Origin of the sequence: Streptomyces sp. Pv4-95 (assembly GCF_045782725.1) — a bacterium.
Lineage (GTDB): Bacteria > Actinomycetota > Actinomycetes > Streptomycetales > Streptomycetaceae > Streptomyces.
Window position 1 is genome coordinate 5,876,738 of the sequence record NZ_CP127172.1, and the last position, 26,612, is coordinate 5,903,349.

General features: G+C 73.3%; 22 protein-coding genes and 1 riboswitch. Of the genes, 10 read left to right on the forward strand and 12 right to left on the reverse strand.

Going from position 1 to position 26,612, the window contains the following annotated elements; all coding sequences use genetic code 11:
* Positions 1 to 355 precede the first annotated feature (355 nt).
* Together QOM21_RS25750 and QOM21_RS25755 are read left to right on the forward strand one after the other, a co-directional pair.
* The gene (locus tag QOM21_RS25750; RefSeq protein ID WP_407553393.1) at positions 356 to 1,525 is read left to right on the forward strand and encodes a steroid 3-ketoacyl-CoA thiolase; all 1,170 of its coding nucleotides are present in this window, start codon (positions 356 to 358) and stop codon (positions 1,523 to 1,525) included.
* 159 nt (positions 1,526 to 1,684) lie between these two features.
* On the forward strand, positions 1,685 to 2,833 hold the full coding sequence (locus QOM21_RS25755; protein ID WP_407553394.1) for a serine hydrolase domain-containing protein: 1,149 nt from the start codon (positions 1,685 to 1,687) through the stop codon (positions 2,831 to 2,833).
* A gap of 248 nt (positions 2,834 to 3,081) precedes the next feature.
* On the opposite strand, the gene QOM21_RS25760 is transcribed toward QOM21_RS25755, so the two are convergent.
* From QOM21_RS25760 to QOM21_RS25785, 6 genes are all read right to left on the reverse strand, one after another.
* A complete protein-coding gene (locus QOM21_RS25760) occupies positions 3,082 to 3,882 on the reverse strand; it encodes an ECF transporter S component (protein ID WP_407555814.1) in 801 nt (266 codons plus the stop codon).
* A gap of 308 nt (positions 3,883 to 4,190) precedes the next feature.
* Complete coding sequence (locus QOM21_RS25765) at positions 4,191 to 5,942, reverse strand: ABC transporter ATP-binding protein (RefSeq protein WP_407553395.1); 1,752 nt, start codon at positions 5,940 to 5,942, stop codon at positions 4,191 to 4,193.
* Positions 5,939 to 7,192 (reverse strand): CbiQ family ECF transporter T component, encoded by a 1,254-nt coding sequence (locus QOM21_RS25770; RefSeq protein ID WP_407555816.1) that lies wholly within the window; start codon positions 7,190 to 7,192, stop codon positions 5,939 to 5,941. Before QOM21_RS25770 ends, QOM21_RS25765 begins: the two co-directional genes overlap by 4 nt.
* Positions 7,189 to 7,938 carry an SCO2322 family protein gene (locus tag QOM21_RS25775; RefSeq protein ID WP_407553396.1) on the reverse strand — a complete coding sequence of 250 codons (750 nt, stop codon included), beginning with the start codon at positions 7,936 to 7,938 and terminating at the stop codon, positions 7,189 to 7,191. Before QOM21_RS25775 ends, QOM21_RS25770 begins: the two co-directional genes overlap by 4 nt.
* Entirely contained in the window at positions 7,938 to 9,257 is a 1,320-nt protein-coding gene (locus tag QOM21_RS25780; RefSeq protein ID WP_407553397.1) for a prenyltransferase/squalene oxidase repeat-containing protein, read from the reverse strand. Before QOM21_RS25780 ends, QOM21_RS25775 begins: the two co-directional genes overlap by 1 nt.
* Positions 9,258 to 9,435: 178 nt before the next feature.
* A riboswitch (cobalamin riboswitch) is annotated at positions 9,436 to 9,617 on the reverse strand.
* 136 nt (positions 9,618 to 9,753) lie between these two features.
* The gene (locus QOM21_RS25785) at positions 9,754 to 10,896 is read right to left on the reverse strand and encodes an MBL fold metallo-hydrolase (protein ID WP_407553398.1); all 1,143 of its coding nucleotides are present in this window, start codon (positions 10,894 to 10,896) and stop codon (positions 9,754 to 9,756) included.
* 265 nt (positions 10,897 to 11,161) lie between these two features.
* Here QOM21_RS25785 and QOM21_RS25790 point away from each other — a divergent pair, with 265 nt between their 5' ends.
* Both QOM21_RS25790 and QOM21_RS25795 read left to right on the forward strand, forming a co-directional pair.
* Positions 11,162 to 12,613: an aldehyde dehydrogenase gene (locus QOM21_RS25790; RefSeq protein ID WP_407553399.1), complete on the forward strand. Its 1,452-nt coding sequence runs from the start codon at positions 11,162 to 11,164 to the stop codon at positions 12,611 to 12,613.
* Positions 12,613 to 12,846, forward strand: coding sequence for a ferredoxin (locus QOM21_RS25795; protein WP_407553400.1), 234 nt, complete (start codon positions 12,613 to 12,615; stop codon positions 12,844 to 12,846). The genes QOM21_RS25790 and QOM21_RS25795 overlap by 1 nt, the downstream gene beginning before the upstream one ends.
* On the opposite strand, the gene QOM21_RS25800 is transcribed toward QOM21_RS25795, so the two are convergent.
* Positions 12,819 to 13,517 carry a TetR family transcriptional regulator gene (locus tag QOM21_RS25800; protein WP_407553401.1) on the reverse strand — a complete coding sequence of 233 codons (699 nt, stop codon included), beginning with the start codon at positions 13,515 to 13,517 and terminating at the stop codon, positions 12,819 to 12,821. The two genes, QOM21_RS25795 and QOM21_RS25800, sit on opposite strands and share 28 nt — an antisense overlap.
* A 239-nt stretch (positions 13,518 to 13,756) precedes the next feature.
* On the opposite strand from QOM21_RS25800, the gene QOM21_RS25805 reads away from it, so the two are divergent.
* From QOM21_RS25805 to QOM21_RS25820, 4 genes are all read left to right on the forward strand, one after another.
* Entirely contained in the window at positions 13,757 to 15,169 is a 1,413-nt protein-coding gene (locus tag QOM21_RS25805; RefSeq protein ID WP_407553402.1) for a glycosyltransferase family 4 protein, read from the forward strand.
* Positions 15,170 to 15,299: 130 nt separating this feature from the next.
* A complete protein-coding gene (locus QOM21_RS25810) occupies positions 15,300 to 16,244 on the forward strand; it encodes a class I SAM-dependent methyltransferase (protein ID WP_407553403.1) in 945 nt (314 codons plus the stop codon).
* The gene (locus tag QOM21_RS25815) at positions 16,241 to 17,314 is read left to right on the forward strand and encodes a prenyltransferase (protein ID WP_407553404.1); all 1,074 of its coding nucleotides are present in this window, start codon (positions 16,241 to 16,243) and stop codon (positions 17,312 to 17,314) included. Before QOM21_RS25810 ends, QOM21_RS25815 begins: the two co-directional genes overlap by 4 nt.
* 119 nt (positions 17,315 to 17,433) lie before the next feature.
* A complete protein-coding gene (locus QOM21_RS25820) occupies positions 17,434 to 18,237 on the forward strand; it encodes a maleylpyruvate isomerase family mycothiol-dependent enzyme (RefSeq protein WP_407553405.1) in 804 nt (267 codons plus the stop codon).
* A 30-nt stretch (positions 18,238 to 18,267) separates the two neighbouring features.
* Here QOM21_RS25820 and QOM21_RS25825 read toward each other — a convergent pair whose 3' ends face one another.
* The 4 genes from QOM21_RS25825 to QOM21_RS25840 all read right to left on the reverse strand — a co-directional run bounded on the left by QOM21_RS25825 (position 18,268) and on the right by QOM21_RS25840 (position 22,135).
* A complete protein-coding gene (locus tag QOM21_RS25825) occupies positions 18,268 to 19,278 on the reverse strand; it encodes an LLM class F420-dependent oxidoreductase (protein WP_407553406.1) in 1,011 nt (336 codons plus the stop codon).
* Positions 19,279 to 19,441: 163 nt separating this feature from the next.
* The gene (locus QOM21_RS25830; protein ID WP_407553407.1) at positions 19,442 to 20,287 is read right to left on the reverse strand and encodes a hypothetical protein; all 846 of its coding nucleotides are present in this window, start codon (positions 20,285 to 20,287) and stop codon (positions 19,442 to 19,444) included.
* A 194-nt stretch (positions 20,288 to 20,481) separates the two neighbouring features.
* Positions 20,482 to 21,456 (reverse strand): N-acetylmuramoyl-L-alanine amidase, encoded by a 975-nt coding sequence (locus tag QOM21_RS25835; RefSeq protein ID WP_407553408.1) that lies wholly within the window; start codon positions 21,454 to 21,456, stop codon positions 20,482 to 20,484.
* A 19-nt stretch (positions 21,457 to 21,475) separates the two neighbouring features.
* Complete coding sequence (locus QOM21_RS25840) at positions 21,476 to 22,135, reverse strand: class I SAM-dependent methyltransferase (protein WP_407553409.1); 660 nt, start codon at positions 22,133 to 22,135, stop codon at positions 21,476 to 21,478.
* 379 nt (positions 22,136 to 22,514) lie between these two features.
* Between QOM21_RS25840 and QOM21_RS25845 the strand changes: the two genes are divergently transcribed.
* Together QOM21_RS25845 and QOM21_RS25850 are read left to right on the forward strand one after the other, a co-directional pair.
* Positions 22,515 to 24,698, forward strand: a complete 2,184-nt coding sequence (locus QOM21_RS25845; RefSeq protein WP_407553410.1) for an acyl-CoA dehydrogenase — start codon at positions 22,515 to 22,517, stop codon at positions 24,696 to 24,698.
* A 20-nt stretch (positions 24,699 to 24,718) separates the two neighbouring features.
* On the forward strand, positions 24,719 to 25,912 hold the full coding sequence (locus QOM21_RS25850; RefSeq protein WP_407553411.1) for a lipid-transfer protein: 1,194 nt from the start codon (positions 24,719 to 24,721) through the stop codon (positions 25,910 to 25,912).
* A gap of 34 nt (positions 25,913 to 25,946) precedes the next feature.
* Here QOM21_RS25850 and QOM21_RS25855 read toward each other — a convergent pair whose 3' ends face one another.
* Positions 25,947 to 26,537, reverse strand: coding sequence for a cysteine hydrolase family protein (locus tag QOM21_RS25855; protein WP_407553412.1), 591 nt, complete (start codon positions 26,535 to 26,537; stop codon positions 25,947 to 25,949).
* Between the last annotated feature and the right edge of the window lie 75 nt (positions 26,538 to 26,612).

The window sequence follows — 26,612 nt, forward strand, 5'->3', positions numbered from 1 at the left end:
TTCTGGCAGCCGGCGCGAATCCGGCCCGTCCGCCGGCTCCCGGGGCAGTTGAGCTGACGAACCATCAGTTATGAGTGGCGCTGAAGGTAGTAACGAGTTCTACAAGTGGCAAGGGTCGCGGCGGCACCTCTTGCGGGGCAAGGGGGCATCGAAGCCCGCGCGCGGGGTAAGGCTGACGGGTCGACAAGTATGCGTCGTAGTCGGCCATACGGGGTCGGGCGTCGGACAAGGGGCTTGCAGACCCCTTGCGCCCGCGAGGGCGCCTCATAAGACTGTTCGCAGAACTAGAACGCGTACTAGTTCTTGTTCCGTGGGGCCGGGGCGCCCGCGGACGCGAGGAGAGGACGAGTCAGTCATGGCCGCGGAACCCGTCATCGTCGAAGCCGTACGCACCCCCATCGGCAAGCGCGGAGGTGCGCTCGCCAACCTCCACCCCGCCTACCTCCTGGGCGAGACGTACCGCGAACTCCTCGCCCGCACGGGCATCCAGCCGGACTGCGTCGAACAGGTCGTCGGCGGCACCGTCACCCACGCCGGCGAGCAGTCCATGAACCCGGCGCGCAACGCCTGGCTCGCCATGGGCCTGCCCTACGAGACCGCGGCGACCACCGTCGACTGCCAGTGCGGCTCCTCCCAGCAGGCCAACCACATGGTGGCCAACATGATCGCGGGCGGCGTCATCGACGTCGGCATCGGCTGCGGCGTCGAGGCGATGTCCCGGGTACCGCTGGGCAGCGGCTCCAAGCACGGACCCGGCAAGCCCTGGCCCGACGAGTGGAGCGTCGATCTGCCCAACCAGTTCGAGGCGGCCGAACGCATCGCCCGCAAACGGGGACTGAGCCGCGAGAACGTCGACTCCCTCGGGCTGATCTCCCAGGAACGAGCCGCCGCGGCCTGGGCCGAGGAACGCTTCAAACGCGAGACGTTCGCGGTCCAGGTCCCCACCACCGAGGAGGAGCAGGCCGCGGGCCAGGGCATGTGGCGGCTGGTCGACCGGGACGAGGGCCTGCGGGACACCACCATGGACGCGCTCGGCGGCCTCAAGCCCGTCATGCCCACGGCCGTCCACACCGCCGGCAACTCCTCACAGATCTCCGACGGGGCCGCCGCGGTCATGTGGGCCTCCAAGCGCATGGCACGCGCCCTCAAGCTCAAACCGCGGGCCCGTATCGTCGCCCAGGCACTGGTCGGCTCCGACCCCCACTTCCATCTGGACGGGCCCATCGACGCCACCCGCGCGGTGCTGGGCAAGGCCGGGATGTCCCTCAACGACATCGACCTGGTCGAGATCAACGAAGCATTCGCGTCCGTCGTGCTGTCCTGGGCGCAGGTCTTCTCACAGGACCTGGAGAAAGTGAACGTCAACGGCGGCGCCATCGCGCTCGGCCACCCCGTCGGAGCCACCGGCGCCCGCCTCATCACCACCGCCCTCCACGAACTGGAACGCAGGGACAAGGAGTTCGCCCTGATCACCATGTGCGCGGGCGGCGCGCTGGCCACGGGCACGATCATCCAGCGGTTGTGAGGCGGCCGGGACCCGGTCCACGTCGAGTGGTTGCCGGGCCGGCGCGCCACGGCTGAGGGGCAGGTCCGGTGCCGACGCGCCGGGACCGCACGGGGCCGATGAGTCCGCGCCGCTCCGGCAGTCTGCCTTCTGAACGTACCTTCAGGAAGGCGGAAACCGATGACGAACCTGCGCGAGACCCTGGGGAGACACGTCCGCGACGGATCGGTGCCCGGCGCGGTGACTCTGGTCGCCCGCGGCGACGAGGTCGAGGTGCAGGCCGTCGGCTCGGCCGACATCGAGGGCAGCGCCCCGATGGCCAGGGACTCGATCTTCCGCGTCGCCTCGATCACCAAGCCCGTCACCGCCGCGGCCGCCATGATGCTGGTCGACGACGGCCGCATCGCCCTGGACGACCCCGTCGGGCCGTGGCTGCCGGAGCTGGCGTCCCCCGTGGTCGTCCGCGACCCGGCCGGCCCCGTCGACGATGTCGTCCCCGCCGAGCGGGCGATCACCGTCGCCGACCTCCTCACCTTCCGCGCCGGCTACGGCTTCCCGTCGGACTTCTCGCTGCCCGCGGTCGAGCTGCTGGTCAGCGAACTGAAGCAGGGGCCGCCCCAGCCCCAGCGGATCGCCGCGCCGGACGACTGGATGGCGGCGCTGTCCCGCATCCCCCTGCTGCACCAGCCGGGCCGCGCATGGCTCTACAACGCCTGCTCCGACATCCTCGGCGTACTGATCGCCAGGGCCTCGGGCCGTTCCCTCCTCGAGTTCTTCGCCGAGCGGCTGTTCGAGCCGCTCGGCATGACCGACACCGGCTTCGCGGTGCCCGCCGCCGACCGCGACCGCTTCACCAGCTTCTACCGGCCCGACGCTGCGGGCGGTCTGCAGCCGGTCGACGCCCCGGACGGCCAGTGGAGCAGCATCCCGGCCTTCCCGTCCGGCGCAGGCGGACTGGTCTCGACCGTCGACGACCTGCACTCCTTCGCCCGGATGCTGCTCGACGAGGGAACCGCCGACGGCCGCCGGCTGCTGTCGCCCAGCTCGGTGCGGCAGATGACCACCGACCACCTCACCCCGTCCCAACGCGAAGCGAGCGCGCTGTTCCTGGAGGGCCAGGGCTGGGGGTACGGCGGCTCGGTCGACGTCGTGGCCGTCGACCCGTGGAACGTGCCGGGCCGCTACGGCTGGGTCGGCGGCACCGGAACGGCGGCGCACCTCACCCCGTCCACCGGCGCGGTCACGATCCTGCTCACCCAATGCGAGATGACCAACCCGAGCCCGCCCACCGTGATGCGGGACTTCTGGAGGTACGCGGCGGGAGCGTGAGCCGGGCCGCGCCGGGCCGGAGCGCGGCTCGGTGCGCTGCCGCGTACCCAGCGCGGTGGCTCGTGCAGGGGGTGGTCGGATCGGCCGGGGCGGGGACCCTGACGTGATCTACGGGTAGGGCAGGGGGCGTTGGGGGGAAACCCGGATACCGCGCCGTGCGAGACGTCCGTACGGTCATTGGCAGGGGAAGAAAGAGGGAGGAAGAGGGCGGAACGGGGGAGGCGGCCGAAGGGGGACGGCCGGGCGGGTCAGGGAGGAGGTGCCGTGGAGGTGAAGGAGACGGGGGTGTCGAAGGCGGCGCGGCGGGTGGCGCGGCGGAGGGCTCTGAGGACGGTGCCGCCCAGAGTGACGGTGAGGACCATGGTCACCAGGGCGCGCGGGACATCCCAGCCGAGGGAGGTGGCCAGGCAGTAGGTGAGATAGCGGACGAGGTTGTCGTGCAGGGGGTCGCCGGGGACGAACGACACACCGGACGCCATGCCGCCGAGATAGGGCCAGCCCTGGAGGTTCATGACCAGGCCGTAGAGGACGGCGGCGACGCCTCCGTAAGCGGCGAGGAGGGCCAGTTCGCGGCGGCCGCGCAGGCGGTCCGGGCCCGGCAGCAGGCCCGCGCCCATGGAAACCCATCCCATGGTCAGCATCTGGAAGGGCATCCAGGGGCCGACGCCGCCGGTCAGCAGGGCGGACGCGAACATCGCCACGGACCCCAGGACGAAGCCGAATCCGGGCCCCAGCACCCGTCCCGCCAGGACCATCAGGAAGAACATCGGCTCGATGCCCGCGGTACCCGCTCCGAGGGGCCGCAGGGCGGCGCCCGCCGCGGCGAGGACGCCGAGCATCGCGATGGCCTTCGCGTCCAGGCCGGTGTCGGCGATGGTGGCCACGACGACGGCCAGCAGCATCGGCAGCAGCGCCGCGAAGAGCCACGGCGCGTCCTTGGAATGAGCGAGTCCGGAAGCCGAGTCGGCGAGCAGGGGCCATCCGAACGCCATCACACCGCAGGCCGAGACGAGAACCAGGGCGGCCACGGACCGCGGCCCCAGGCGCACGGCACGGGCCCGGCGCCCGGGCGCGGCCGGCCTGCCCGTGCCCGGGTGGTGGGGGCGGTCCTGGCGGTGCGGGCCGAGTGGGCGGCGGAGCCGACCGAGGTGACGCAGGCCGAAGCGGTGCTGGCCGAGGGGGCGCTGACCGGTCTCACGCAGACCGGTGTGACCTGGGCCGGTGTGGCGCTGGCCGAGGCGGTGCAGGCCGAGGGGGTGCGGGCGGTCCGGCTCACGTTGCGGGGGTGGGGGCGGGGGAGGGGGGAGGGGGCCCCCGGGTGGCCCCTCGGGGTGGTCTGGCGTCGGGTGTGCGGCGTTCATGCGGTGGCCTCCAGGGCGTGGGCCACCTGGGGGACCGTCAGCCATGGCAGCGGCGCGAGGACCTTTGCGACCTGGGGGGCGAAGGAGGGCGACGCGAGCACGACCTCGTCGGTGGGCCCGTCGGCGACGATCTCGCCGTCGGCCAGGATGACGACGCGGTGGGCGAGTTCGGCGGCCAGTTCCACGTCGTGGGTGGCCAGAACGACGGCGTGCCCCTCGTCGGCCAGCGCGCGCAGCACCTCGATCAGGCGGGCCTTGGCGGCGTAGTCGAGGCCGCGGGTGGGCTCGTCGAGAAGGAGCAGCGGCGGCCGGGCGGTCAGGACGACCGCGAGGGCCAGCGCGAGGCGTTGGCCCTCGGACAGATCGCGGGGGTGGACGGAGTCCGGTACGTCGGGCAGGAGGCGGGTGACGAGGTCCCGGCAGGTGCCCGCGGGCGCGTCCGCGTCGTCGTCGGCGGCGGCGCATTCGGCGGCGACGGTATCGGCGTACAGCAGGTCGCGGGGTTCCTGGGGGACCAGCCCGACGTGGCGCAGGAGGGTGCGGGGGCGGGTGCGGTGCGGGGTGGCGTCGCCGACCCGGACCGTGCCGGAGGACGGTTCGTGCATGCCGACGAGGGTGGCGAGCAGGGTGGACTTGCCCGCACCGTTACGGCCCATCAAGGCAAGGGTCTCGCCGGGGTGGACGGTGAGGTCCACCCCGTACAGGACGTCGCTACGGCCCCGCTGGACGGTGACCTTGGAGACTACGGCGGCCGGGGCGGCCGGGGCACCAGTGGCTGCGGGGGTGGCAGCGACGGCTCCTGATCCGCCGGTACGGGGTCCGGCCGTACCCCGTCCCTCCGTACCCCGTCCCTCGGTGCCTCGTCCGCCCGTGCTTGGCCCGTACGAGCCCGTTCCGCTCGCGGTTGCCTTCGTGCCGCGTGCCGGCTCCAGCTGCTGGAGGTGGTCGCGGAGAGGGGCGGCCCTGCGGCGCGCGTCGCGTACGGAGAGGGGGAGGGGCGACCACTGGGCGAGGCGGCCCAGGGCGACGACCGGGGGGTGCACCGGGGAGACGGCCATGATCTGCGCGGGGTCGCCGAGGACCGGGGCCGCGCCGGGTGCGGGCAGCAGGATCACCTGGTCCGCGTACTGCACCACCCGCTCCAGGCGGTGTTCGGCCAGCAGCACCGTCGTCCCGAGGTCGTGCACGAGACGCTGGAGCACCGCCAGCACCTCCTCGGCGGCGGCCGGGTCCAGGGCCGAGGTCGGTTCGTCCAGGACGAGGACCTTGGGATGGGTGGTCAGCACGGAGCCGATCGCCACCCGCTGCATCTGGCCACCGGAAAGGGTGGTGAGGGCGCGGTCACGCAGGTCGGCAAGGCCCAGCAGATCGAGGGTCTCCTCGACGCGGCGGCGCATCACGTCCGGGGCGAGGCCGAGCGATTCCATGCCGTAGGCGAGTTCGTCCTCGACGGTGTCGGTGACGAAGTGGGCCCGCGGGTCCTGGCCCACGGTGCCGACCACATCGGCCAGTTCACGCGGCCGGTGGGTGCGGGTGTCGCGGCCGTCGACGGTGACCCGGCCGTGCAGGGTGCCCCCGGTGAAGTGCGGTACGAGTCCGCAGACGGCGTTCAGCACCGTCGACTTGCCGACGCCGGAGGGTCCGACGAGAAGACACAGTTCCCCTTCGGGAACGGTCAGGTCGACGTCCCGCACGGCGGGCTCGGTGGCGTCCCCGTAAGTGACCGACACCTGCTCGAACCGGATCACTGGGTGGACTCCCTCTGTGACGTGGGCGATTGCGACGATTGCGACGACTGCGGGGACTGCGGCGACCTCGGGGCCCGGAGCGGCCTCGGGGAGCGGGCCGGCTCCTTCGACGCACCGGGGGTGCGAGCGCCGCGGGGCCCGTCGCCCGGCCCGGCACGTTCGGACGAGGTGCGGGGCGGCAGGGGAGCGACGAACGCGGGCAGCAGGCCCATCAGTACGCCGAGGGCCGGCCAGAGCGGGAGGACGGGTGCGGTGAGCGGGACGACGGGTGGCTGGAGGGCGCCGGGCGCGACGGTGTCCGCCCGGATCATCAGGGCCGCCACGGCGATACCGGAGCCGGCCACCAGCCAGGCGCGGACGCCCCAGCGCTCCGGCCGGTAGCGGGTGCGTACCGAGCGGCGGCCGCCGAGCCACAACCCGCCCAGTGCGGCGGCGAGTCCGGCGAGCAGGAGGGGAAGACCGTAGCCGGCGCCGGACCCGGCCAGCAGCCCGTAGGTCCCGGCGCAGACGCCCAGCAGGCCGCCGAGGGTGAGGGCCGAGGTGGTGTGCCGGACCGCGCGTGGTACCCGGGCGGTGCGGCCGTAGCCGCGGGCGTCCATCGCGGCGGCCAGCGCGACCGAGCGTTCCAGCGCCCCTTCCAGCACGGGCAGTCCGACCTGGAGGAGGGCTTTGAAGCCGCGGTCGGGTCGGCCGCGCAGCCGTCGGGCGGCGCGCAGCCGCTGCACATCGGCCACCAGGTTCGGTGCGAACGTCATCGCGACGACGACCGCGACGCCCGCCTCGTAGAGGGCCCCGGGCAGGGACTTCAGCATCCGGGCGGGGTTGGCGAGGGCGTTCGCGGCGCCGACGCAGATGAGGAGGGCGGCCAGCTTCAGGCCGTCGTAGAGGGCGAAGAGCATGCCCTCGGCGGTGACCCGGCCGCCGATCCGGACGCCTTGTGCCCAGTCGGGGAGCGGTACTTCGGGCAATGTGACCAGGAGGTGGGTTCCGGGGATCGGCGAGCCCAGGACGAAGGCGAAGACCAGCCGGACGGCGATCACGAACAGGCCGAGCTTGGCGAACGCGCCGTACGAACGGGCCCAGGGCGCGTCCGTGCGGCGGGCAGCGACGACATAGCCCGCGACTCCGACCAGCATCCCGAGCAGCAGCGGATTGGTGGTGCGCGAGGCCGCGGCCGCCAGGCCGAGCGCCCACAGCCACCACGCTCCGGCGTGCAGCGCGGTGGTACGGGTCGCGCGCGGGGCGCTCATCCGCGCCGGCGGCGCGCCTGCCACACGGCCGCCGCTCCCAGCGCGAAGACGGCCGCGCCGCCACCGAGCAGTCCGGCGGACGGGCCGCCGTCCTCGCGGCCGCCCCCGGTGCCCGAACCCTGCCCCGCCGACCGGCCCGAGGCCGCGTCCCCGGAGCCCGCGTCGGCTGTGTCCTCGCCGCCTGCCGGGTCCTGCGCCCCCTTGCCGCCCGAACCGTCGACCTGGTCCGCGCACCCCGACCGCGGGTAGTCGGCGATGGCGCACAGCAGGGCGTGGGAGTCGTAGCGCAGCGGCCCGGCGACCGCGGCCAGCGCCTCGCCCGCCGAGGCGTCCTCGGGGACCACGGCACAGTGCGTCCGCGGCTTCGGCGGCCGCTCCCCGCCGGCCGCGTCCGCCGCGCTGCCGAAGTCGATGACGACGCCGACCCGCTTGCTGTTGTCCTTGGCCGGAGTGCCCTGGCAGATCGCGTCGAAGTCGGCGGCCGTGCGCGGACCGGCGGCCGCGGCGGAGTCGGCGCTCACGGTGAACCGGAAGCCCTCGACGGCACCGTCGGCAGGCCGCATGGTGGCCGGCCCCTCGGTCGCGTACGCCCAGGAGCCACCTGAGCCGCCCGTGCCACCGGAGCCGCCCGCCTTGCTGTTCCAGAAGGACCAGTAGCGGTACTCCTGTGCCTGGGCGGGCGTGGCGGCCAGACCGGTGACGCTGCCGGCCAGCAGGAGGGCGCAGGCGATACGGGGGAAGCGCATCAGAGGGAGTTCTTCTTCATGCGGCCGCTCAGCAGGAAGCCGATACCGGCGCCGATGGCGAGCCCGATGCCGACGATCCACCAGACGCTGATGCCGCTTCCGCCGTCCTCCTTGTCCTTCGCGTCGGCGTTCTTCCCCTGCCCGGCGGCCGGTGCGGGGCCGGTGGCGTTGAGGGCGGCCACCAGGTCGGTGCCGCCGAAGGCGCGCGGGTCGGCGCCCGTGGCGTGCGCGGCGAGCACCAGCTGGGCGTACGCCGCCGGGCCGTTCTGCTTCGCCCAGTCCGCCGCGTGCTGCTCCAGCCACTTCAGGGGCTTCTGCGCGGCCGTGCCGTGCGCCCCCGCGGCCAGCGCGAGGACGGTGTCGGCGGTGTTGCCGACGTCCGGCTGGTCCTCCGCGCCCGGCATCGCGGACAGCAGGTGCTGCCCGTTCGCGTCGAGCTGCGCGACGAGGTAGGCGTCCGCGCCCCTGGCCGCCGCCTTCCGGGCACCGGCGTCCGCGCTGCCGCGGTCGTCGCCGCCCTGGCCGTCCTTACCCTCGTCCTTGCAGGTCAGCGGGCGTATGGGGGCGTGGGAGTCGTTGCCCGCCGGCGCGACGACGAAGCCCTTGCCCAAGGCGCCCAGCGCGGCGGCAGCGGTGGCGTCGGCGTTCGGCGCCAGGACGCCGTCCTTGGGCTGGTAGGCGAAGGCACCGCGCTCCGCGGACTTCGCCGCACAGCTCAGCTGGAAGGTCAGCAGCGCGTCGTAGGGGGACTTGCCGCCCTTGCCCGACGTCACGGTGACCGGATCCGCGCCCGCCGCGGCGAGTGCGCCGATGACGACGGAGGTGGAGTTGGCGTCGCTGGGCGAGCCGGCCGTCGAGCCCCATCCGCCGTCCTTGTTCTGCACCGACCTCAGCCAGCCCAAGGCCTTCTTCACCGCGTCACCGTGCCCGCCGAGCGCGGCCAGGGCCTGCACCGCGGCGCCCGTCTGGTTGGTGTCCCGCATCGTCTTGGCGGCACACGGTTTCGCCGGGTCGGCCCGGAAGGCGGCGAACGATCCGTCGGCGCACTGCTGCCCGGTGAGCCAGTCGACCGCGGACGCCGCGGGCCGCAGGCCCACCGTGTCCTGCGCGAGCAGGGCGAGCGACTGCCGCCACACTCCGTCGTACTCCGGGGAGGCGGCGCCGTACAGGCCGGCGGGCAGTTTCGCGGGGGAGGGCGACGGGGCCGCCGGTGCGGCGGAGTCGGCGAACGCGGCCGGGGCGGCGGCCGTGCCCAGCACCGCCGCCGTGGCCAGGGCCACGGCGGCGCGGCGTGCCAGGACGGCGAAGGATGGAGCCATGGGGGCCAGGGGAGCCATGGGGTCGGTGCCTCTCGGGTCGGTTCGCAGCGGTGTACGCAGCCGCGCTCGGCCGGCCACCCGCGCGCCCGGTCGTCGGGTCCGCGCGGTGGCACCGGGCTCAGCTCCGTATACCTCGACGGTGCCGCGCACCGGCCGTCCGTGGGTGGGGCCGGGGCGGGAGCCTTGGTCGTGCGCCAGCGGGTGCTCCGGCTCGTACGGCCGTGCGAGCCGCGAGAGCGTCGCGGTGCGCGGGTGGGCCGTCCTCACGGTTGCGGGTCAGCGCCGGATTTTCACCGGCTTCCCCCGATAGGCACGGATGAAGTTGTCCCGCACACCTTAACCGGCGCCCGCAAGGGACTCGCTCGCACGTACGGATAGGGGCGGGCCCCGCAGCCCGGGGCGGGCCCCCGTGTGCGGGAGCCGGAGCGGGGCGCGGGGCCCTGCCCCGCTGCGGTCCCCGGTGACCGCGGGGCGCGGGCGGCTGCCCGGCGGGGATTCACACCGCTCGGTACGTCACCGGGTCGGAGCCGGGGACCGGCTCGGCGTGCCCGAGTTTCACCAGGCGGCGCAGGTGGGCCTCGGCTTCCGAGACGGCGATGTTGCGGGAGCCGTAGGGGATCTGCTCCCAGGGGCGGTTCCACTCCATCGCCACCGCGAGCTGCCAGGGCGTGAGGGGTTCGCGGAGCAGTGCTCTCAGTCCGGAGAGGCGCTCCTCGTGGTGGGTGAGGAGTTCCCGCACCCGCCCGTCCGCGTCGGCGAACGCGTGCTGATGGGCGGGCAGCACCTCGGCCGGGGCGAGTCTGCCGATCCGCTCCAGGGAGTCGAGGTAGTCGCCCAGCGGGTCGGTGACCGTGGCGTCGTCCGGGTCCTCGTACAGCCCGACGTGCGGGGTGATGCCGGGGAGGAGGTGGTCGCCGGAGAAGAGCCGGCCGAAGCCGGAGGCCCCACCGGCCGCGGCCCCGGCCGCCGTCCTCCCGGCCCCCGCACCCGTGCCCCGCAGGTAGCCGGCCCCCGCACCCCCGGCCCCCGCACCCCCGGCCCCCGCGCCCCGCCCCGGGTGCTCCTCCTCCAGGTGCAGGCAGACGTGTCCCGGGGTGTGCCCCGGCGTCCAGATCGCGCGCAGCCGGCGCCCCGGGAGGTCGAGCAGCTCACCGGGGGCGATGTCGCGGTCCGGCAGGGCGGGCCGCCGGTTGGGCAGTGACCGGGCGCCGCGTTTGGCGCGGGCCGCCCGCAGGGGCGCGAGGTGGTCCTCGGGCGCACCCGCCGTCGTGAGTTTGGCGGTCAGGTAGTCGAGCCACCGGCCCGGCTCCGCGTCGCGAGCGCGGCGGACCATGGCCGTGTCGGCGGCGTGCATCGCGATCCAGGCCCCGGACACCTCACGGACCTTGGCGGAGAGCCCGTGGTGGTCGGGGTGGTGATGGGTGATCAGGACGCCGTGCAGGTCGGTGAGGGCGAAGCCGCACGCCTCTACGCCGGCGGCAAGGGTGTCCCAGGAGTGCGGGTCGTCCCAGCCGGTGTCGATGAGTACCGGGCCGCGGTCGGTCTCCAGGAGGTGGACGAGGGTGTGGCCGAGCGGATTGTCCGGGATGGGGACGGCGATGCTCCACACCCCGCCCCTGTGGTCGGTCACCTGTGTCATCCCGGTCCCCTCTCGGTGTGGGCATGCCCGTTCACTATAACTAGAACGAGTTCCAGTGCGGCCTGAAGTGGGCTTTCCGGTGGTGGAGTTGAGGTGGTGGGGCGGTTTCGCGGTTGCTGGACGCGGGGTCGGCGGTGCGGTGATTGTGTGTGCGCCGTGGACTCCTGCAAAGGGAACTGGTATCAGTTTCTGATGCAGCGTCAGGTGTCGGCGGGGCGTGCACGCCCGCCGGCCGAGGGCGGCCAACCCGCGGGAGGCGGCAGCGATGAGCGACCTCGTCGAGCACGGAAAGCTCTACATAGGCGGTGAGTTGGTCGACCCGGCCGGCCGCGACACGATCGAGGTCGTCTCGCCGCACACCGAGCAGGTCATCGGCCGGGTGCCGCACGCCTCCCGGGCCGATGTCGACCGCGCGGTGGCCGCGGCCCGCACGTCCTTCGACTCCGGGGTCTGGGCGCAGGCCCCGCTGACGGAGCGGATCGCCGTGGTGACCCGCATCAAGGACGCCTTCGCCGCGCGCAGCGAGGAGATCGCCCGGGTCATCAGCTCGGAGAACGGCACTCCCGTCACCTCCGGTGTGATGGTGCAGTCGCTGGCGGCGATGCTGGTGTGGGACGCGGCCCTGGCCGTGGCCCGTGACTTCCCGTTCGAGGAGCGGCGGGCCGGCCTGCTGGGCCCGCTGCTGGTCCGCCGGGAGCCGGCCGGGGTGGTCGCGGCCGTCGTGCCGTGGAACGTCCCGCAGTTCACCGCCGCCGCCAAGCTCGCCCCGGCCCTGCTGGCCGGCTGCTCGGTGGTGTTGAAGGTGTCCCCCGAGACCCCGCTGGACGCCTACCTCCTCGCCGAGATCGTGACCGAGGCCGGGCTGCCGGAGGGCGTGCTGTCGATCCTGCCCGCGGACCGGGAGGTCAGCGAGTACCTGGTCGGGCACCCGGGCGTGGACAAGGTCTCGTTCACCGGGTCGGTGGCGGCGGGCAAGCGGGTCATGGAGGTCGCGGCCCGCAACCTCAGCCGCGTCACGCTGGAGCTGGGCGGCAAGTCCGCCGCGGTGATCCTGCCGGACGCGGACCTGGAGGCGGCGGTGGCCGGCATCGTGCCGTTCGCCTGGATGATCAACGGCCAGGCGTGTGTGGCCCAGACGCGGATCCTCGCGCCGCGCAGTCGCTACGACGAGATCGCCGAGCGGTTCACCGCGGCGGCCGGTGCGCTGACCGTCGGCGACCCGCTGGATCCGGCCACCGAACTCGGCCCGCTGGTCGCCCGGCGCCAGCAGCAGCGCTCGCTGGACTACATCGCGCTCGGCCAGCAGGAAGGTGCCAAGGTCCTGACCGGCGGCGGACGGCCCGAGGGGCAGCCGACGGGCTGGTACGTCGAGCCGACGCTCTTCGGCGAGGTCGCCAACTCCATGCGGATCGCCCGCGAGGAGATCTTCGGCCCGGTCATCTGCCTGCTGCCCTACGAGGACGAGGCCGAGGCGGTGCGGATCGCCAACGACTCGGATTACGGCCTCTCCGGCTCGGTGTGGACCGCCGACGTCGAGCGAGGCATCGACATCGCGCGGCAGGTGCGCACCGGCACGTACTCGGTCAACACCTTCAGCATCGACATGCTCGGCCCGTTCGGCGGCTACAAGAACTCCGGCATCGGGCGGGAGTTCGGGCCGGAGGGGTTCGGCGAGTATCTGGAGCACAAGATGATCCACCTGCCGGCGGGTGCCTGATGGGGGACCGCTGGCGGGTGGAGGTGGACCGGAGCGTGTGCATCGGGTCCGGGATGTGCGTCGGGGCGGCACCCGACGGCTTCCGTCTCGACTCCGCCCGGCAGTCGCATCCGGTGGCGCCGGAGGGGGACCCCGCCGAGAGCGTGCTGGCAGCGGCCGAGGGGTGCCCGGTCGAGGCGATCCTCATCACCGTGGCGGACAGCGGTCAGCCGGTCTTCCCGCCCGAGGAGTGAGCGGCCGTCCCCGAGCCGGACCCCGACTTCGCCCCGGGCCGCGGTCCCGGCTCCGGTGCGGTGATGTCGATCAGCCGGCAGACCGTCTCGATGTCGATCTTCACCTGGGCGATCGAGGCCCGCCCGGACAGCCAGGTGATCAGCGCCGAGTGCCAGGTGTGCTCGATGACCCGCACCGCGGACAACTGGTCGGGGGTGGCGGGCCCGTCCAGGTTCATCGCGTCCAGGATGATCGCGGTGGTCAGCCGGGAGACGGTGTCCACCTCGGGGCTGACGGAGCGGTCGGCGAAGGTCAGCGCGCGCACCATCGCGTCCGCGAGGTGCGGTTCGCGCTGGAGGGCTCGGAACGCCCGCATCAGGGTCTGGGCGACCCGTTTGCCCGGGTCCTCCTCCGACGGCGGGCGCTTGCGCAGCGTCTCGTGCATGTGCTGGAGCTGGTCCTGCATGGTCGCGACCAGCAGGTGCACCTTGGAGGGGAAGTAGCGGTAGAGGGTGCCGAGCGCGACGCCCGAGGACTCGGCGACCTCGCGCATCTGTACGGCGTCGAACCCGCCACGGCCGGCCAGCCGGGCGCTGGTGTGCAGGATGCGGCGGCGGCGGGCCTCCTGACGTTCGGTCAGGGGAGGACTCGCGGGAGGCGCCGGGTCGGCCGCCCTGGATTCCGTAGTCATATATCCCATTCCGTGGCATTGCGTCCGCGATGCGGTGAGTGCCGGTGGTGTGATCGGCACAGCATGGCAGGGGGGCGGGTCGTGGCGCGAATCACCTGGTGCGACTCTTTCCGCGGGGGGCTCGGCCGGTAGATTCGAAGCTTCCTGAACTGATCAGTAGCCGATCAGTTCTGAAACTTGTTCTAGATTACCGCCAGCGGTTACGCTCCGGCGAAAGTCCAGTGAGAAGGGGGCCGAGCGTGACCGCAGAGGCCGTCCAGGCAGCCGCGCCTCGCCCCGCAGAGGCCCCCTCGGCCTCCGCCCCGGAGAACGGCGACGGACCCCTGCGCATCGCGATGCTCACCTACAAGGGGAACCCTTTCTGCGGTGGTCAAGGCGTCTACGTACGCCATCTCTCGCGCGAACTGGCCCGCCTCGGGCACGCCGTTGAGGTCATCGGCGCCCAGCCCTACCCCGTCCTCGACGACGGGGTGACGCTGACCGAGCTGCCCAGCCTCGACCTCTACCGGCAGCCCGACCCGTTCCGCACTCCCGGGCTCCGCGAGTTCCGCAGCTGGATCGACGCCGTCGAGGTCGGCACGATGTGGACCGGCGGGTTCCCCGAACCGCTCACCTTCTCCCTCCGGGCCCGGCGTCACCTCGCCGCCCGGCGGGGCGAGTTCGACGTCGTGCACGACAACCAGACGCTCGGGTACGGCCTGCTCGGCGGCCCGCGCGCGATCGGCGCCCCGCTGGTCACCACGATCCACCACCCCATCACCGTCGACCGGCGGCTGGACCTGGAAGCCGCCGAAGGCCGGCTGCGCCGCGCCTCGGTGCGCCGCTGGTACGGCTTCACCCGGATGCAGAAGCGGGTCGCCCGCCGGCTGCCGTCCGTGCTGACCGTCTCCGGCTCCTCCCGCCAGGAGATCGTCGACGACCTCGGCGTGGCCGACGGCCGGATCCACGTCGTGCACATCGGCGCCGACACCGACCTCTTCTCGCCCGACCCGTCCGTCCCCGAGGTACCGGGCCGGATCGTGACGACCTCCAGCGCCGACGTGCCGCTCAAGGGCCTGGTCCACCTCGTCGAGGCGCTCGCCAAGGTCCGTACCGAGAACCCCGACGCGCATCTGGTGGTGGTCGGCAAGCGCGCCGACGACGGGCCGGTCGCCGCGGCCATCGAACGCCACGGCCTCGCGCACGCCATCGAGTTCGTCAAGGGCATCAGCGACAGCGAACTCGTCGACCTGGTGCGCGGTGCGCAGATCGCCTGTGTGCCCTCCCTCTACGAGGGCTTCTCGCTCCCGGCGGCCGAGGCGATGGCCACCGGCACCCCGCTGCTGGCCACCACCGGCGGCGCCATCCCCGAAGTCGCCGGCACCGACGGTGAGACCTGCCTGGCGGTGCCCCCGGGCGACGCCGGCGCACTGGCGACCGGGCTTCTCCGCCTCCTGGGGGACGCCCCGTTGCGCAGCCGGCTCGGCGCGGCGGGCCGTGAGCGGGTGCTGACCCGCTTCACCTGGCGGCAGGCCGCCCTCGGCACCGCCGAGCGCTACCGCGAGGCGATCGCCCTCCAGGCGGACCACGCCGCCGCCGCTGCCCGCGGCCGGGGGGCGGCCGGGGGCGCCGCCGGGACCGCGGCCGCCCCGAGCCCCGCCGGACGCGCCTAGTGCCGGGCCCGACCGCGCCTCCGGGCGTGCGCGCAGGTGCGCGGGACGTCGGCCGCCACCCCCGCACCCCGTACCCCACCGCTTTCCGCAGCCACCACCGCCATGAACCGCCGGACGAAAGCTGAACGCCGTGCTGACCGTCGACTTTTCCCGTTTCCCGCTCGCCCCGGGCGACCGCGTACTCGACCTGGGCTGCGGCGCGGGCCGGCACGCCTTCGAGTGTTACCGACGCGGCGCGCAGGTCGTCGCCCTCGACCAGAACGGCGAGGAGATCCGCGAGGTCGCCAAGTGGTTCGCCGCGATGGAGGAGGCCGGCGAGGTCCCGGCGGGTGCCACCGCCACCGCGATGGAGGGGGACGCGCTCGCCCTGCCGTTCCCCGACGACAGCTTCGACGTCGTGATCATCTCCGAGGTGATGGAGCACATCCCCGACGACAAGGGAGTGCTCGCCGAGATGGTGCGGGTGCTGCGCCCCGGTGGCCGGATCGCCGTCACCGTCCCGCGCTACGGCCCGGAGAAGATCTGCTGGGCACTCAGCGACGCCTACCACGAGGTCGAGGGCGGCCACATCCGGATCTACCGCGGTGACGAACTGCTCGGCAAGATGCGCGAGGCGGGCCTGGAGCCCTACGGCACGCATCACGCGCACGGCCTGCACAGCCCCTACTGGTGGCTGAAGTGCGCCTTCGGGGTGGACAAGGACGGCGACGACGCCCCGCTGCCGGTGAAGGCGTACCACAAGCTGCTGGTCTGGGACATCATGAAGAAGCCGCTGGCCACCCGGCTCGCGGAGCAGGCGCTCAACCCCGTCATCGGCAAGAGCTTCGTGGCCTACGCCACCAAGCCACGCCTGCCCGAGCAGGACGCCGCGACGGCCGCCGCGACGACCCCCGAGCCAGCGAAGGCCGCGGCCAAGGCTCCGGCCAAGACCGCCAAGGCCACCAAGGCTCCCGCCAAGACCGCCGCGAAGGCCACCAAGTCCACGGCCAAGCCGACCAAGTCCACGGCCGGGCCCGCCAAGCGCGCCGCGAAGTCCGCCACGTCCGCCGAGTCCACCCCGGGAGCCGCCAAGTGACAAGTCCCGGGCGTACCGAACGCCTGGTCCTGCCGGGCGTGCTCACCGCAGAACAGGCTGCCCTCACGGTCGCCGGCATCATGGCGATCCAGCGCGAGGACGGCGCGATCCCCTGGTTCCGCGGGCACCACCTCGATCCGTGGGACCACACCGAGGCCGCCATGGCCCTGGACGCGGCCGGCGAGCACGAGCGCGCCGAGGCCGCGTACGACTGGCTGGTGCGCACCCAGAACAAGGACGGTTCCTGGTACGCGGCCTACGCCGACGGAGACGCCGAGGCGCCCACCGACCGCGGCCGGGAGACCAACTTCTGCGCCTACATCGCGGTCGGCGTCTGGCACCACTTCCTGTCCACCGGCGACGAGACGTTCCTCGACCGCATGTGGCCCGCGGTCTTCGCGGCCATCGAGTACGTCCTGGAACTCCAGCAGCCGGGTGGCGAGATCGGCTGGAAGCGGGAGGACGACGGCACCCCCGTCACCGACGCGCTGCTGACCGGATCGTCCTCGGTCTACCAGGCCCTGCGCTGCGCCCTCGCCCTCGCCGACCAGCGCGAGGAGCCGCAGCCCGACTGGGAACTGGCCGCCGGGCGCCTCGGCCACGCGATTCGCCGGCACCCCGAGCGGTTCCTGGACAAGGCCCGCTACTCCATGGACTGGTACTACCCGGTCCTGGGCGGCGCGGTGCGCGGCGCGGACGCCAGGGAACGGATCGACGCGGAGTGGGAGCGCTTCGTCGTGCCGGGACTCGGTGTGCGCTGTGTGCTGCCCAACCCGTGGGTCACCGGCGGTGAGAGCGCCGAACTGGCCCTCGCCCTCTGGGCGATGGGGGAGTCCGAGCGTGCCGTGCAGATCCTCAAGTGGATGCAGCACCTGCGCTCGGAGGACGGCATGTACTGGACCGGCTACGTCTTCGACGACGACGCGATCTGGCCCCGTGAACTGACCTCCTGGACCGCCGGATCGCTGCTGCTCGCGGTGGCCGCCCTCGGAGGCGACGAGGCCACCACGTCGGTCTTCGGCGGCGAGTGGCTGCCCACCGGCCTCGACCCGGACTGCTGCCGCGCCTAGGCCGCCGGTGCCGCCCGGGAGAGGAACCCGGGCGGCACCGGGGCGGCCCGGCCCCGGGGGCATGCCGCGGCCCGCAATTTGACGAGCCGCGCGGGCCGGCCGCGCACTACTGTGCGGCCATGACTCTCCGCGGCTCCCTCTCCCATGAGCGCTACTGCGCCGAACTCCTCGCCGAGACCGACAGATTCAGGGCGCTCGTACGCACCGGCGATCTCGCCGCCAAGGTACCGACCTGCCCCGCGTGGACGCTGGCCGATCTCGCCCGGCACGTGGGCGGCGCGCACCGCTGGGCCGGAGTGCTGGTCGCCACCCGCGCCACCGGGAACGTCGAGGACGAGGACGTCCCGCTGGGCGACGGCCCCGAAGGTGATGACGCCGCCGCCCTGGACGCCTGGCTCGCCGAGGGCATCGAGCACACCGTACGGGCGCTGCGCGAGGCCGGTCCCGAGGCCGAGGTGTGGACCTGGTCGCCGGTGCGGCGGGCGCGGTTCTGGGCCCGCAGGATGACCCACGAGACGGCGATCCACCGGGCCGACGCGGCCCTGGCGACCGACGCCGGCTACGCGCTCGCACCCGAGGTGGCGGCCGACTGCCTGGAGGAATGGCTCCAGTTGTGCGCCCTGCCGGAGATGGCCGCGCGGCAGGCGGACGCCGATGACCCGCTGTTCGGCCCCGGCCGCAGCATCCACCTGCACGCCACCGACACCGCGCCCGAGCTGAACGCCGAATGGGTCCTCGACCTCACCGGCGACCGGTTCGTCCACCGCCGCAGCCACGAGAAGGCCGCCGTCGCGCTGCGCGGCCCGCTCACCGACCTCCTGATGGTCCTCTACCGCAGGCTGCCCGCCGACAGCGACCGCGTCGAGGTGTTCGGCGACCGCGCACTGCTCGACCTGTGGCTGGAGCGGGCGTCCTTCGAATGAGCCGTGCGGGCCGTGCAGCCCCCGGGAGCGTCAGGAGTTGAGCTCGGCCAGTACTCGCAGGGTGTGCGGGTCGGGAGCGGTGACCAACAGGTCGGTGACCGGCCCCGCCCGCCACGACTCCAGCCGCTGAGCGATACGTTCACGCGGCCCCACCAGCGAGATCTCGTCGGCGAACGCGTCCGGGACGGCAAGCACCGCCTCCTCCTTGCGGCCCTGGAGGAAGAGTTCCTGCACCTGCCGGGCCTCCTCCTCGAAGCCCATCCGCGCCATCAGATCGGCATGGAAGTTGCGGGTCGCATGCCCCATGCCGCCGATGTAGAAGCCGAGCATCGCCTTGACCGGCAGCAGCCCCTCGCTGACGTCGTCGCAGACCACGGCGCGCGCCATCGGGGCGATGAGGAAGCCGTCCGGGGCGTCCTCCAGGGATGCCCGGTAGACCTCGGTGCGCAGCGGTGACCAGTACAGCGGCAGCCAGCCGTCCGCGATGCGGGTGGTCTGGGCGATGTTCCTGGGGCCCTCCGCGCCCAGCAGAACCGGCAGTTCGGCGCGCAGGGGGTGCGTGATGGGCTTGAGCGCCCGGCCCAGGCCGGTGCCGTCCGCGCCGCGGTAGGGGTGCGGATGGAAGAGCCCGTCGGCCTCCACCGGGCCCTCGCGGCGCAGCACCTGCCGGATCACGTCCACGTACTCCCGTGTCGCGGTCAGCGGGCTCTTGGGGAACGGCCGCCCGTACCACCCCTCGACGACCTGCGGGCCCGAAAGGCCCAGCCCCAGCAGGACCCGGCCGCCGGAGAGATGGTCGAGGGTGAGGGCGTGCATCGCGGTGGCGGTGGGGGTGCGCGCGGCCATCTGCGCGATGCCGGTGCCGAGTTTGATCCGTGAGGTGTGCGCGGCGATCCAGGTGAGCGCGGTGAACGCGTCCGAGCCCCAGGACTCCGCGGTCCACACCGAGTCGTAGCCCAGGCGCTCCGCCTCGCGGGCGAGTTCGAGATGCCGGGGGTCGGGGCCGCGGCCCCAGTAGCCCAGCGCCAGCCCGAGTCGCATGCCCGCCCCTCTCCGCCGGTGTGTCCGTCCGCGTCCACCGCAACATGCTGACGGTGTGTCAGGTCGGTGCGGTCCGGCGACTGTACGACCCGGCGGCGGACAGCGCAACGGCCCCCCGCCCGCGAGGGCGAGGGGCCGCGAAAGGACCGCTGTGCGTCCGGCGTCAGCCGCGCTGGATGCCGGTGGTGTCCTGCAGGACGCCGCGCCGGCCGTCCTGGGTCTGCGCGATCAGGGCCTGGCCGCGCTGCTCCACCGCGAGGTACCAGGTGCCGGGCGCCAGTTCGGCGATCGGCTGGGGCGAACCGTCCTCGCCGTACAGCGGGCGCGCGACGGGCACCGCGAACCAGAACGGCGCGAAGTCGGCCGGGCCGCCGGCCGCCGGGGTCGCGCCCTGCGGGCCGCCGGCCGTGGCACCGGCCGGTGCCTGCTGACCGCCGTAGGACTGCGGGTCGGGCTGCTGCTGGCCGCCCGGGTAGCCGTAGCCCTGGCCCGCGGGCTGCTGCTGCGCGCCGGGGTAGCCGTAGCCGGGGTTGGGGCCCGTGCCGTACGGGGACGGGGTCTGCGGCTTCGGGGGGCCGACCAGGGCGGCCTTGAGGGCGGGCACCAGCGGGGTGGCGACGGCCGCGCCGGCCAGGGCGAACGCGCCGATCAGGCCGAGGATCAGACCGGCGGAGGCGCCCTCACTGTCGATGATCGCCCAGAACGAGGTCCACGCCGCGAAGATGGCCAGCGAGACGCCGACCTGCTGGAGTTCGAGTCCGGCGACCTTGCGCGGCTGCGGCAGGGCGCGGGAGACCACGATCAGGGCGGCGGCGATGACACCGGCGAGGTAGACGCTCATCAGCAGGGACAGGGCGTCCCAGGCGTTCGGGCCGGAGGTCGACTCGGGGCAGAACTTGCCGACGCAGGTGTCGCCGGTCGAGTAGAGCTCGAGGAACGAGGCGATGAACAGCAACACCGCTGCTCCGATCACCACGCCGTCGCCTCGAGTGAGGGAGCGGATGTTCACGTAAGGGTCCTTTGTCGGTTTCGTGGTTCTGGTCGTCGCTGTCGCTGTCGCTGGCGCGCGGTGCGAGGCACGGGCGGTGGCCCCCATCGTAAAGGGGAACCTATCGTCGAATCCGCCGGGCCGTCGTGTTGGTTTCGGGAGGGTTTCGGCCGCGGTATCTCCGGCCGTATCGGCGGGCGCCGCACCGGCCGCTGTCAGTGCGTCAAGAAGTCCGTAATGCCCTCGGTGATCCCGCGCGCCGCCTTTTGCCGCCACTGTGCGTCGGTCAATTGCGCGGCGTCCTTCGCGTCGCGCATATTGCCGCACTCCAGGAACACCTTGGGCACCTTCGAGAGGTTGAGGCCGCCGAGATCGGAGCGCACGTCCAGGCCGGTGCCGCCGCCGATGTAATTGGAGGGCGCACTTCCGGTTACTGCCACGAACCGGCCGGCCAGCCGCTCGCCCAGTTCCCGCGAGGGTGCCACGATCGCCGAGGTGTCCGCGGCGCCGGCGGTGACGCGGGAGGGCAGGATGACGTGGAAGCCGCGGTTGCCCGCCCCCGAGCCGTCGGCGTGCAGGGAGACGACGGCATCGGCGTGGGCCTTGTTGCCGGTGGCGGCGCGCTCGTCGACGCACGGCCCGTAGGGGCGGTCGCCGTCCTGGGTGAACACGACCTCGGCGCCCCGGTCCTGCAGGAGGGTGCGGGTGCGGCGGGCGAGGTCGAGGGTGAAGGCGGCCTCGGCGTAACCGTCGTCGGTGGAGGTGCCGGTGGTGTCGCACTCCTTGCGCGCGTTGCCGATGTCGACCTGTCGCGCGATCTCCCGGCCGTGGTCGCGGTTGCGCGGATTGTGCCCGGGGTCGATCACCACGACCTTGCCCTTGAGGCTGCCGCCCGCTCGCGGGGTGCCGGATCCGCCGGCCTTCCCGCCGTCCGACCCGTCCCCTTCCTTTCCCTTGTCGGGCTCGGCGTGCGGGCCGCCGGTGCCGCCGTGCCCGGCCTTGCCGCCGGAGCCGCCGCTCGATGACGTGCTCGGGGCCGGCTGCGCGCCTGGTGGCGGCGCGCCGCCGGTGTCGCCCGAGGACCGCCAGAGCAGCCAGCCGGCCGCGCAGGCGGCCACCAGGACGGCCAGCGTCACGGCGAGGGCGCGGCGCAGGCGGCGGTGCGGGGGAAAAGTGCTGCCGTTGGACACGTCAGCGATCGTAGCCCGCTCAGATGCCGGGGCCGGTGCGCCGCAGGACGTGCAGCGACCCGTGCTCGGAGATCTCCGTGAAGGCGCCGGAGTCCAGGGCCCTGCGGTAGACGCGGTACGGGGCCTGGCCGCCGTCCGCCGGGTCCGCGAAGACATCGTGGATGACGAGCAGTCCGCCGGGGGCGACGTGCGGGGCCCAGCCCTCGTAGTCGGCGGTGGCGTGCTCGTCGGTGTGTCCGCCGTCGATGAAGACCAGGCCGACCGGGGCCTGCCAGAGGGCCGCGGCCTGCGGTGACCGGCCGACCAGGGCGATCACCTGCTCCTCCAGGCCGGCCGCGTGCAGGGTCCGGCGGAAGGTGGGCAGGGTGTCCATCCGGCCGACCTCGGGGTCGACGACCGTCGGGTCGTGGTACTCCCAGCCCGGCTGCTGCTCCTCGCTGCCCCGGTGGTGGTCGACGGTGACGGCCATCACGCCCGCGCCGCGCGCGGCGTCCGCGAGCAGGATCGTCGACCGGCCGCAGTAGGTGCCGACCTCCACGAGCGGCAGCCCGAGCGCCCCCGCCTCCGCCGCCGCCGCGTACAGGGCGAGGCCCTCGTCCACGGGCATGAAGCCCTTCGCCGCCTCGAATGCGGCGAGAATCTCCGGCTGCGGAGCTGTGGGAGCCGTGGGAGCGGCCATGGGCTTCCTCCTGGGATGCGATCAGGGGGCTCATGCTGCCGTACGGCGCGCGCCGGGCGATGTGCGGGTACCGGCCGCCGGCGCATTCCGCCGTCAGAACAGCGGTTCGTATTTCCCGTGGGGTGTTTCCGGGATGCCCGATAGTGGTGAATTCGCGCGGGGCTCCTGTGGCGGGGCCGGAATGGCGGGCGTGCACCGGAATTCACCCGGCCGCTTCCGGTACGCCGCTGAGCCGTTCCCTGTCGAATGCGGACTGTTCGCGCCCGGAAAGCGGTGCGAGTCGGGCGGATTGCGGAATCAACACCGACAAAGAGGTCGATCGGCGTTCGACCGGCTCCTGACCTTCCGTCAGATTGGAACGTGTTCTAGTCTGCTCCGCATGGGCATCGGAATCACACAAGAGCACCGTGACCTGGCAGAGGCGACGCGCCGCTGGGCCGCCCGCACCGTGCCACCCGAAGAACTGCACACCCTGCTCGACGCCGCACCGCCCGGCGGGCCCGGCCGCCCCGCCCATGGGAAACAGCTCGTCGCACAGGGCCTGGTCGGACTGCACCTTCCCGAGGACGACGGCGGAGGCGGCGGCGAACTCCTCGACCTGGCGGTCGTGCTGGAGGAGCTGGGCGGCGCCGCGCTCCCCGGCCCGTACCTGCCCACCGCCCTGGCCGGGGAACTCCTCCACCGCGGCGGGCCCCGGCAGCTCGTACGGGCCCTGGCCACCGGTGAGCGCATCGGCGCCGTGGCACTCGGCGCCGGCTCCCTCACCGCCGTCGAAGGGGCCGGCGGCTACCTCCTCGACGGCACCGCACCCCCCGTCCTGTCCGGTGGCGAGGCGGATCTGCTGGTGCTGGCCGCCGAGACGTCCGCCGGCACCGTCTGGCTCGCGGCCGACGCCGACACCCTGACCGTGCGGCCCCAGGAGAGCGCCGACCCCACCCGGCCGACCGCCGAGGTGAGCGCGGACGGCGTGCTGATACCCGGCGACCGGCTGCTGACCGTCGACACCGCACTCGTCCGCGACCTGGCGGGGCTGCTGTTCGCCGCCGAATCCTGCGGCACCGCCGCCTGGTCCCTGCACACCGCCGCCGAACATGCCGCGATGCGCGAGCAGTTCGGCCGCCCCATCGGCCAGTTCCAAGCGGTCAAGCACCTTTGCGCCGACATGCTCGTCCGCTGCGAACAGGCCCGCGCCCTCGTCTGGGACGCGGCCCGCGCCGCGCACGAGCCGCCCGAGGTCCGTGGTCTGGTCGCCGCGCTGGCCACCGCGACCGCCCTGGACGCCGCCTTCGGCTGCGCCAAGGACTGCATCCAGATCCTCGGCGGCATCGGCTTCACCTGGGAGCACGACGCCCACCTCCACCTGAGGCGGGCGACCGTGGCCCGCCAGCTCCTCGGTGGCGGCGACACCCACCGGCTGCGCGCCGCCCGCCACGCCGCCGACGGCGCCCGCCGCGCACTGCGACTGGAACTCCCGGCCGAAGCGGACGGCCACCGCGCCGACGCCCGTGCGGCCATCGGCGCAGTGCGCGGCCTGGACCCGGCAGCCGTCCGCCGCGCACTGGCCCCCACCGGGTATGCCGCCCCGCACCTCCCCGAGCCCTACGGACTGGGCGCCGGCCCCGTCCAACAGCTCGCCGTCCAGCAGGAACTGGCGGCCGCCGGGGTCAAGGTCGCCGATCTGGGCATCGCCACCTGGGTGGTGCCCGCGCTCCTCGCCCACGGCACCGAGGAGCAGAAGGAGCGGTACCTGCTGCCGTCGCTGCGCGGTGACCTGCTGTGGTGCCAGCTCTTCTCCGAGCCGGAGGCCGGCTCGGACCTGGCGTCCCTGCGCACCCGCGCCGAACGGACCGACGAGGGCTGGCGGATCAACGGCCAGAAGGTGTGGACCTCGGCCGCCCAGTGGGCGGGCCACGGCATCCTGCTCGCCCGCACCGATCCCACCGCGCCCAAGCACCGCGGACTGACCTTCTTCGTCGTCGACATGCACAGCCCCGGCATCGACGTCCGCCCGCTGAAGGAGATCACCGGCGACGCGCTCTTCAACGAGGTCTACTTCGACGACGTGCTGCTGCCTGCCGACGCGGTCGTCGGCGAGGTCGACAACGGCTGGACGGTCGCCCGCACCACCCTGGACAACGAACGTGTCCACATGGCCGACCAACTGACCTTCGACACCGGTCTGCAGGCCCTCATCGACCGCTCCGCGGGCCTGGACGGCGCGCTGCGCGCACGTATCGGCGCGCTCGCCGCCGAGGCCCACGCGCTGGGCTGCATCGGTCTGCGCACCACGCTCCAGCAGGTCTCGGGCCTGGAGCCGGGCGCCGGCGCCAGTATCCGCAAGCTGGTGCAGACCGCGCACCAGCAGAAGGTCGCCGAGCTGGCGCTGGAGCTGCTCGGGCCGGACGGCGCGGTGCGCGAGGGCGCGGGCGAACGGGCGCTGCACGGCTTCTTGATGTCGCGCTGCCTGACCATCGCCGGCGGCACCACCCAGGTCCAGCTGAACGTCGTCGCCGAGCGGCTGCTCGGCCTGCCGCGCGACCCCGAGCCCCGCCCCCTCGTCTGACGCTCCCCAGGAGGACACGCATGGCCGGCAAGGCGTACATCATCGGTGTCGGAATGACGCCGTTCACCAAGCCCGAGACCCGCGACGAGCAGTACTGGGACCTGGCGAGGGAAGCGGGCGGCAACGCGCTCGCCGACGCCGGGATCGGCTACGAGGACGTCGAGCAGGTGCCGGTCGGCTACTGCTACCAGACCTCGACGGCCGGCCAGCGCGCCGTGTACGAACTGGGGCTGACCGGCGTACCGGTCTACAACGTCAACAACAACTGCGCGACCGGCTCCACCGCGTTGATGATGGCGCGCCAGTTCGTCGAGTCGGGAATCAACGACTGTGTGCTGGCACTCGGCTTCGAGAAGATGAAGCGCGGTGCGCTGGGCGGCGGCGCGGGCAGCGGCGATTTCGCCACCTCACCGGTCGCCCGGCACTACGGCGTGATGGCGGCCGGACACGGCTTCGAGATGACCCCGCCCACCGCGCAGATCTTCGGCAACGCCGCCCGCGAGCACATGGCGCGCTACGGCACCACCGAGGAGCAGCTCGCCGCGGTCGGCGTCAAGAACCACCGGCACTCGGCGCACAACCCCTACGCCCAGTTCCGGGACGTCCACACGATCGAGGAGGTCCTCGCCGCCAAGACCATCCACCGGCCGCTGACCCGGCTCCAGTGCTCGCCGACCTCGGACGGCTCGGCCGCGGCCGTCGTCGCCTCCGAGCGGTTCGTTCGGGACCACGGGCTGGCGGAGCGTGCGGTGGAGATCGCCGCCCAGGCCATGACGACGGACACCGAGGACAGCTTCGCCGCCGGCTCCTGCATCGACGTGGTCGGCAAGCCGATGTCGCGGGCCGCGGCCCGGCAGGTCTACGCCGCGAGCGGCCTCGGCATCGAGGACGTGGACGTCATCGAGCTGCACGACTGCTTCTCCGTCAACGAACTGCTCACGTACGAGGCGCTGGGCATGTGCGCGGACGGCGAGTCGGGCAAGCTCGTCGCCGACGGTGCCACCACCTACGGAGGGCGCTGGGTGGTCAACCCGTCCGGCGGCCTGATCTCCAAGGGCCACCCCCTGGGCGCGACCGGGCTGGCACAGGCCGCGGAGCTGGTGTGGCAGCTCCGCGGCACGGCGGGGGAGCGGCAGGTACCCGGCGCCCGGATCGGCCTTGCCCACAACATCGGCCTGGGCGGCGCGGCGGTGGTCACCCTGCTGCGCAAGTGATGTCCGCGCGAGCGGCAAGGGCGCCGGCCGCGATTCAGCCCAGGTCCGCCGCGGAGGGGACGACGACACCGTAGAGGTCCTCCACGGTCGCCAGCGCGCTGTGGTGGATCTGTTCGGCGCTCATCTCGACACCGGCGCCGCGCAGCGGGCGGGTGGCGCAGGCGTCGGCGACGACGGTGGGCCTGTTGCCGCGCAGGAACGCGCCCTGGGCGGTGAAGGCCACGCACATGTGGGTCATGAACCCGGCGATGACGATGTCCGTTTTGCCGGCTGCCTCGACGTGGTCGGCGAGGTCGGTGCCGTGGAACGCGTCGGGTGCCTGCTTGACGACGACGTTCTCGCCGTCGACGGGGGCCACGCACGGGTGGATCCGGCCGATCTCGGAGGTGATGTCGTAGGGCGTTCCCTCGCCGCCGTCATGGATGACGTGGACGACCGTCGCACCGGCTTCGCGGGCCCGGGCGAGCAGCAGGGCGGCGGCGTCGAGCGCGTTCCGCCAGCCCGCCAGCTCCATCACGCCCTGGGTGTAGGTGTTCTGGTAGTCGATCAGGATGACGGTCGCGTCGGAGAGCTTCGCGGGCGTCTCGTCGAAGCCGTTGAGGGTGCGCAGGGTCGTCGTGGCCACAAGTGTCCTGTCTTCAGGGGTGGTTGGGGTCGGTCCACCCTTCTGGGTGGGCCTGCTGAAACGCTACGGACCCGG

Bases quoted from the DNA above. Each gene is read 5' to 3' on its own strand.
- QOM21_RS25750 (WP_407553393.1), top strand. From the start codon at position 356: ATGGCCGCGGAACCCGTCATCGTCGAAGCCGTACGCACCCCCATCGGC.
- QOM21_RS25755 (WP_407553394.1), top strand. From the start codon at position 1,685: ATGACGAACCTGCGCGAGACCCTGGGGAGACACGTCCGCGACGGATCG.
- QOM21_RS25770 (WP_407555816.1), bottom strand. From the start codon at position 7,192: ATGAGCGCCCCGCGCGCGACCCGTACCACCGCGCTGCACGCCGGAGCG.
- QOM21_RS25775 (WP_407553396.1), bottom strand. From the start codon at position 7,938: ATGCGCTTCCCCCGTATCGCCTGCGCCCTCCTGCTGGCCGGCAGCGTC.
- QOM21_RS25780 (WP_407553397.1), bottom strand. From the start codon at position 9,257: ATGGCTCCATCCTTCGCCGTCCTGGCACGCCGCGCCGCCGTGGCCCTG.
- QOM21_RS25785 (WP_407553398.1), bottom strand. From the start codon at position 10,896: ATGACACAGGTGACCGACCACAGGGGCGGGGTGTGGAGCATCGCCGTC.
- QOM21_RS25790 (WP_407553399.1), top strand. From the start codon at position 11,162: ATGAGCGACCTCGTCGAGCACGGAAAGCTCTACATAGGCGGTGAGTTG.
- QOM21_RS25795 (WP_407553400.1), top strand. From the start codon at position 12,613: ATGGGGGACCGCTGGCGGGTGGAGGTGGACCGGAGCGTGTGCATCGGG.
- QOM21_RS25800 (WP_407553401.1), bottom strand. From the start codon at position 13,517: ATGACTACGGAATCCAGGGCGGCCGACCCGGCGCCTCCCGCGAGTCCT.
- QOM21_RS25820 (WP_407553405.1), top strand. From the start codon at position 17,434: ATGACTCTCCGCGGCTCCCTCTCCCATGAGCGCTACTGCGCCGAACTC.
- QOM21_RS25825 (WP_407553406.1), bottom strand. From the start codon at position 19,278: ATGCGACTCGGGCTGGCGCTGGGCTACTGGGGCCGCGGCCCCGACCCC.
- QOM21_RS25840 (WP_407553409.1), bottom strand. From the start codon at position 22,135: ATGGCCGCTCCCACGGCTCCCACAGCTCCGCAGCCGGAGATTCTCGCC.
- QOM21_RS25845 (WP_407553410.1), top strand. From the start codon at position 22,515: ATGGGCATCGGAATCACACAAGAGCACCGTGACCTGGCAGAGGCGACG.
- QOM21_RS25850 (WP_407553411.1), top strand. From the start codon at position 24,719: ATGGCCGGCAAGGCGTACATCATCGGTGTCGGAATGACGCCGTTCACC.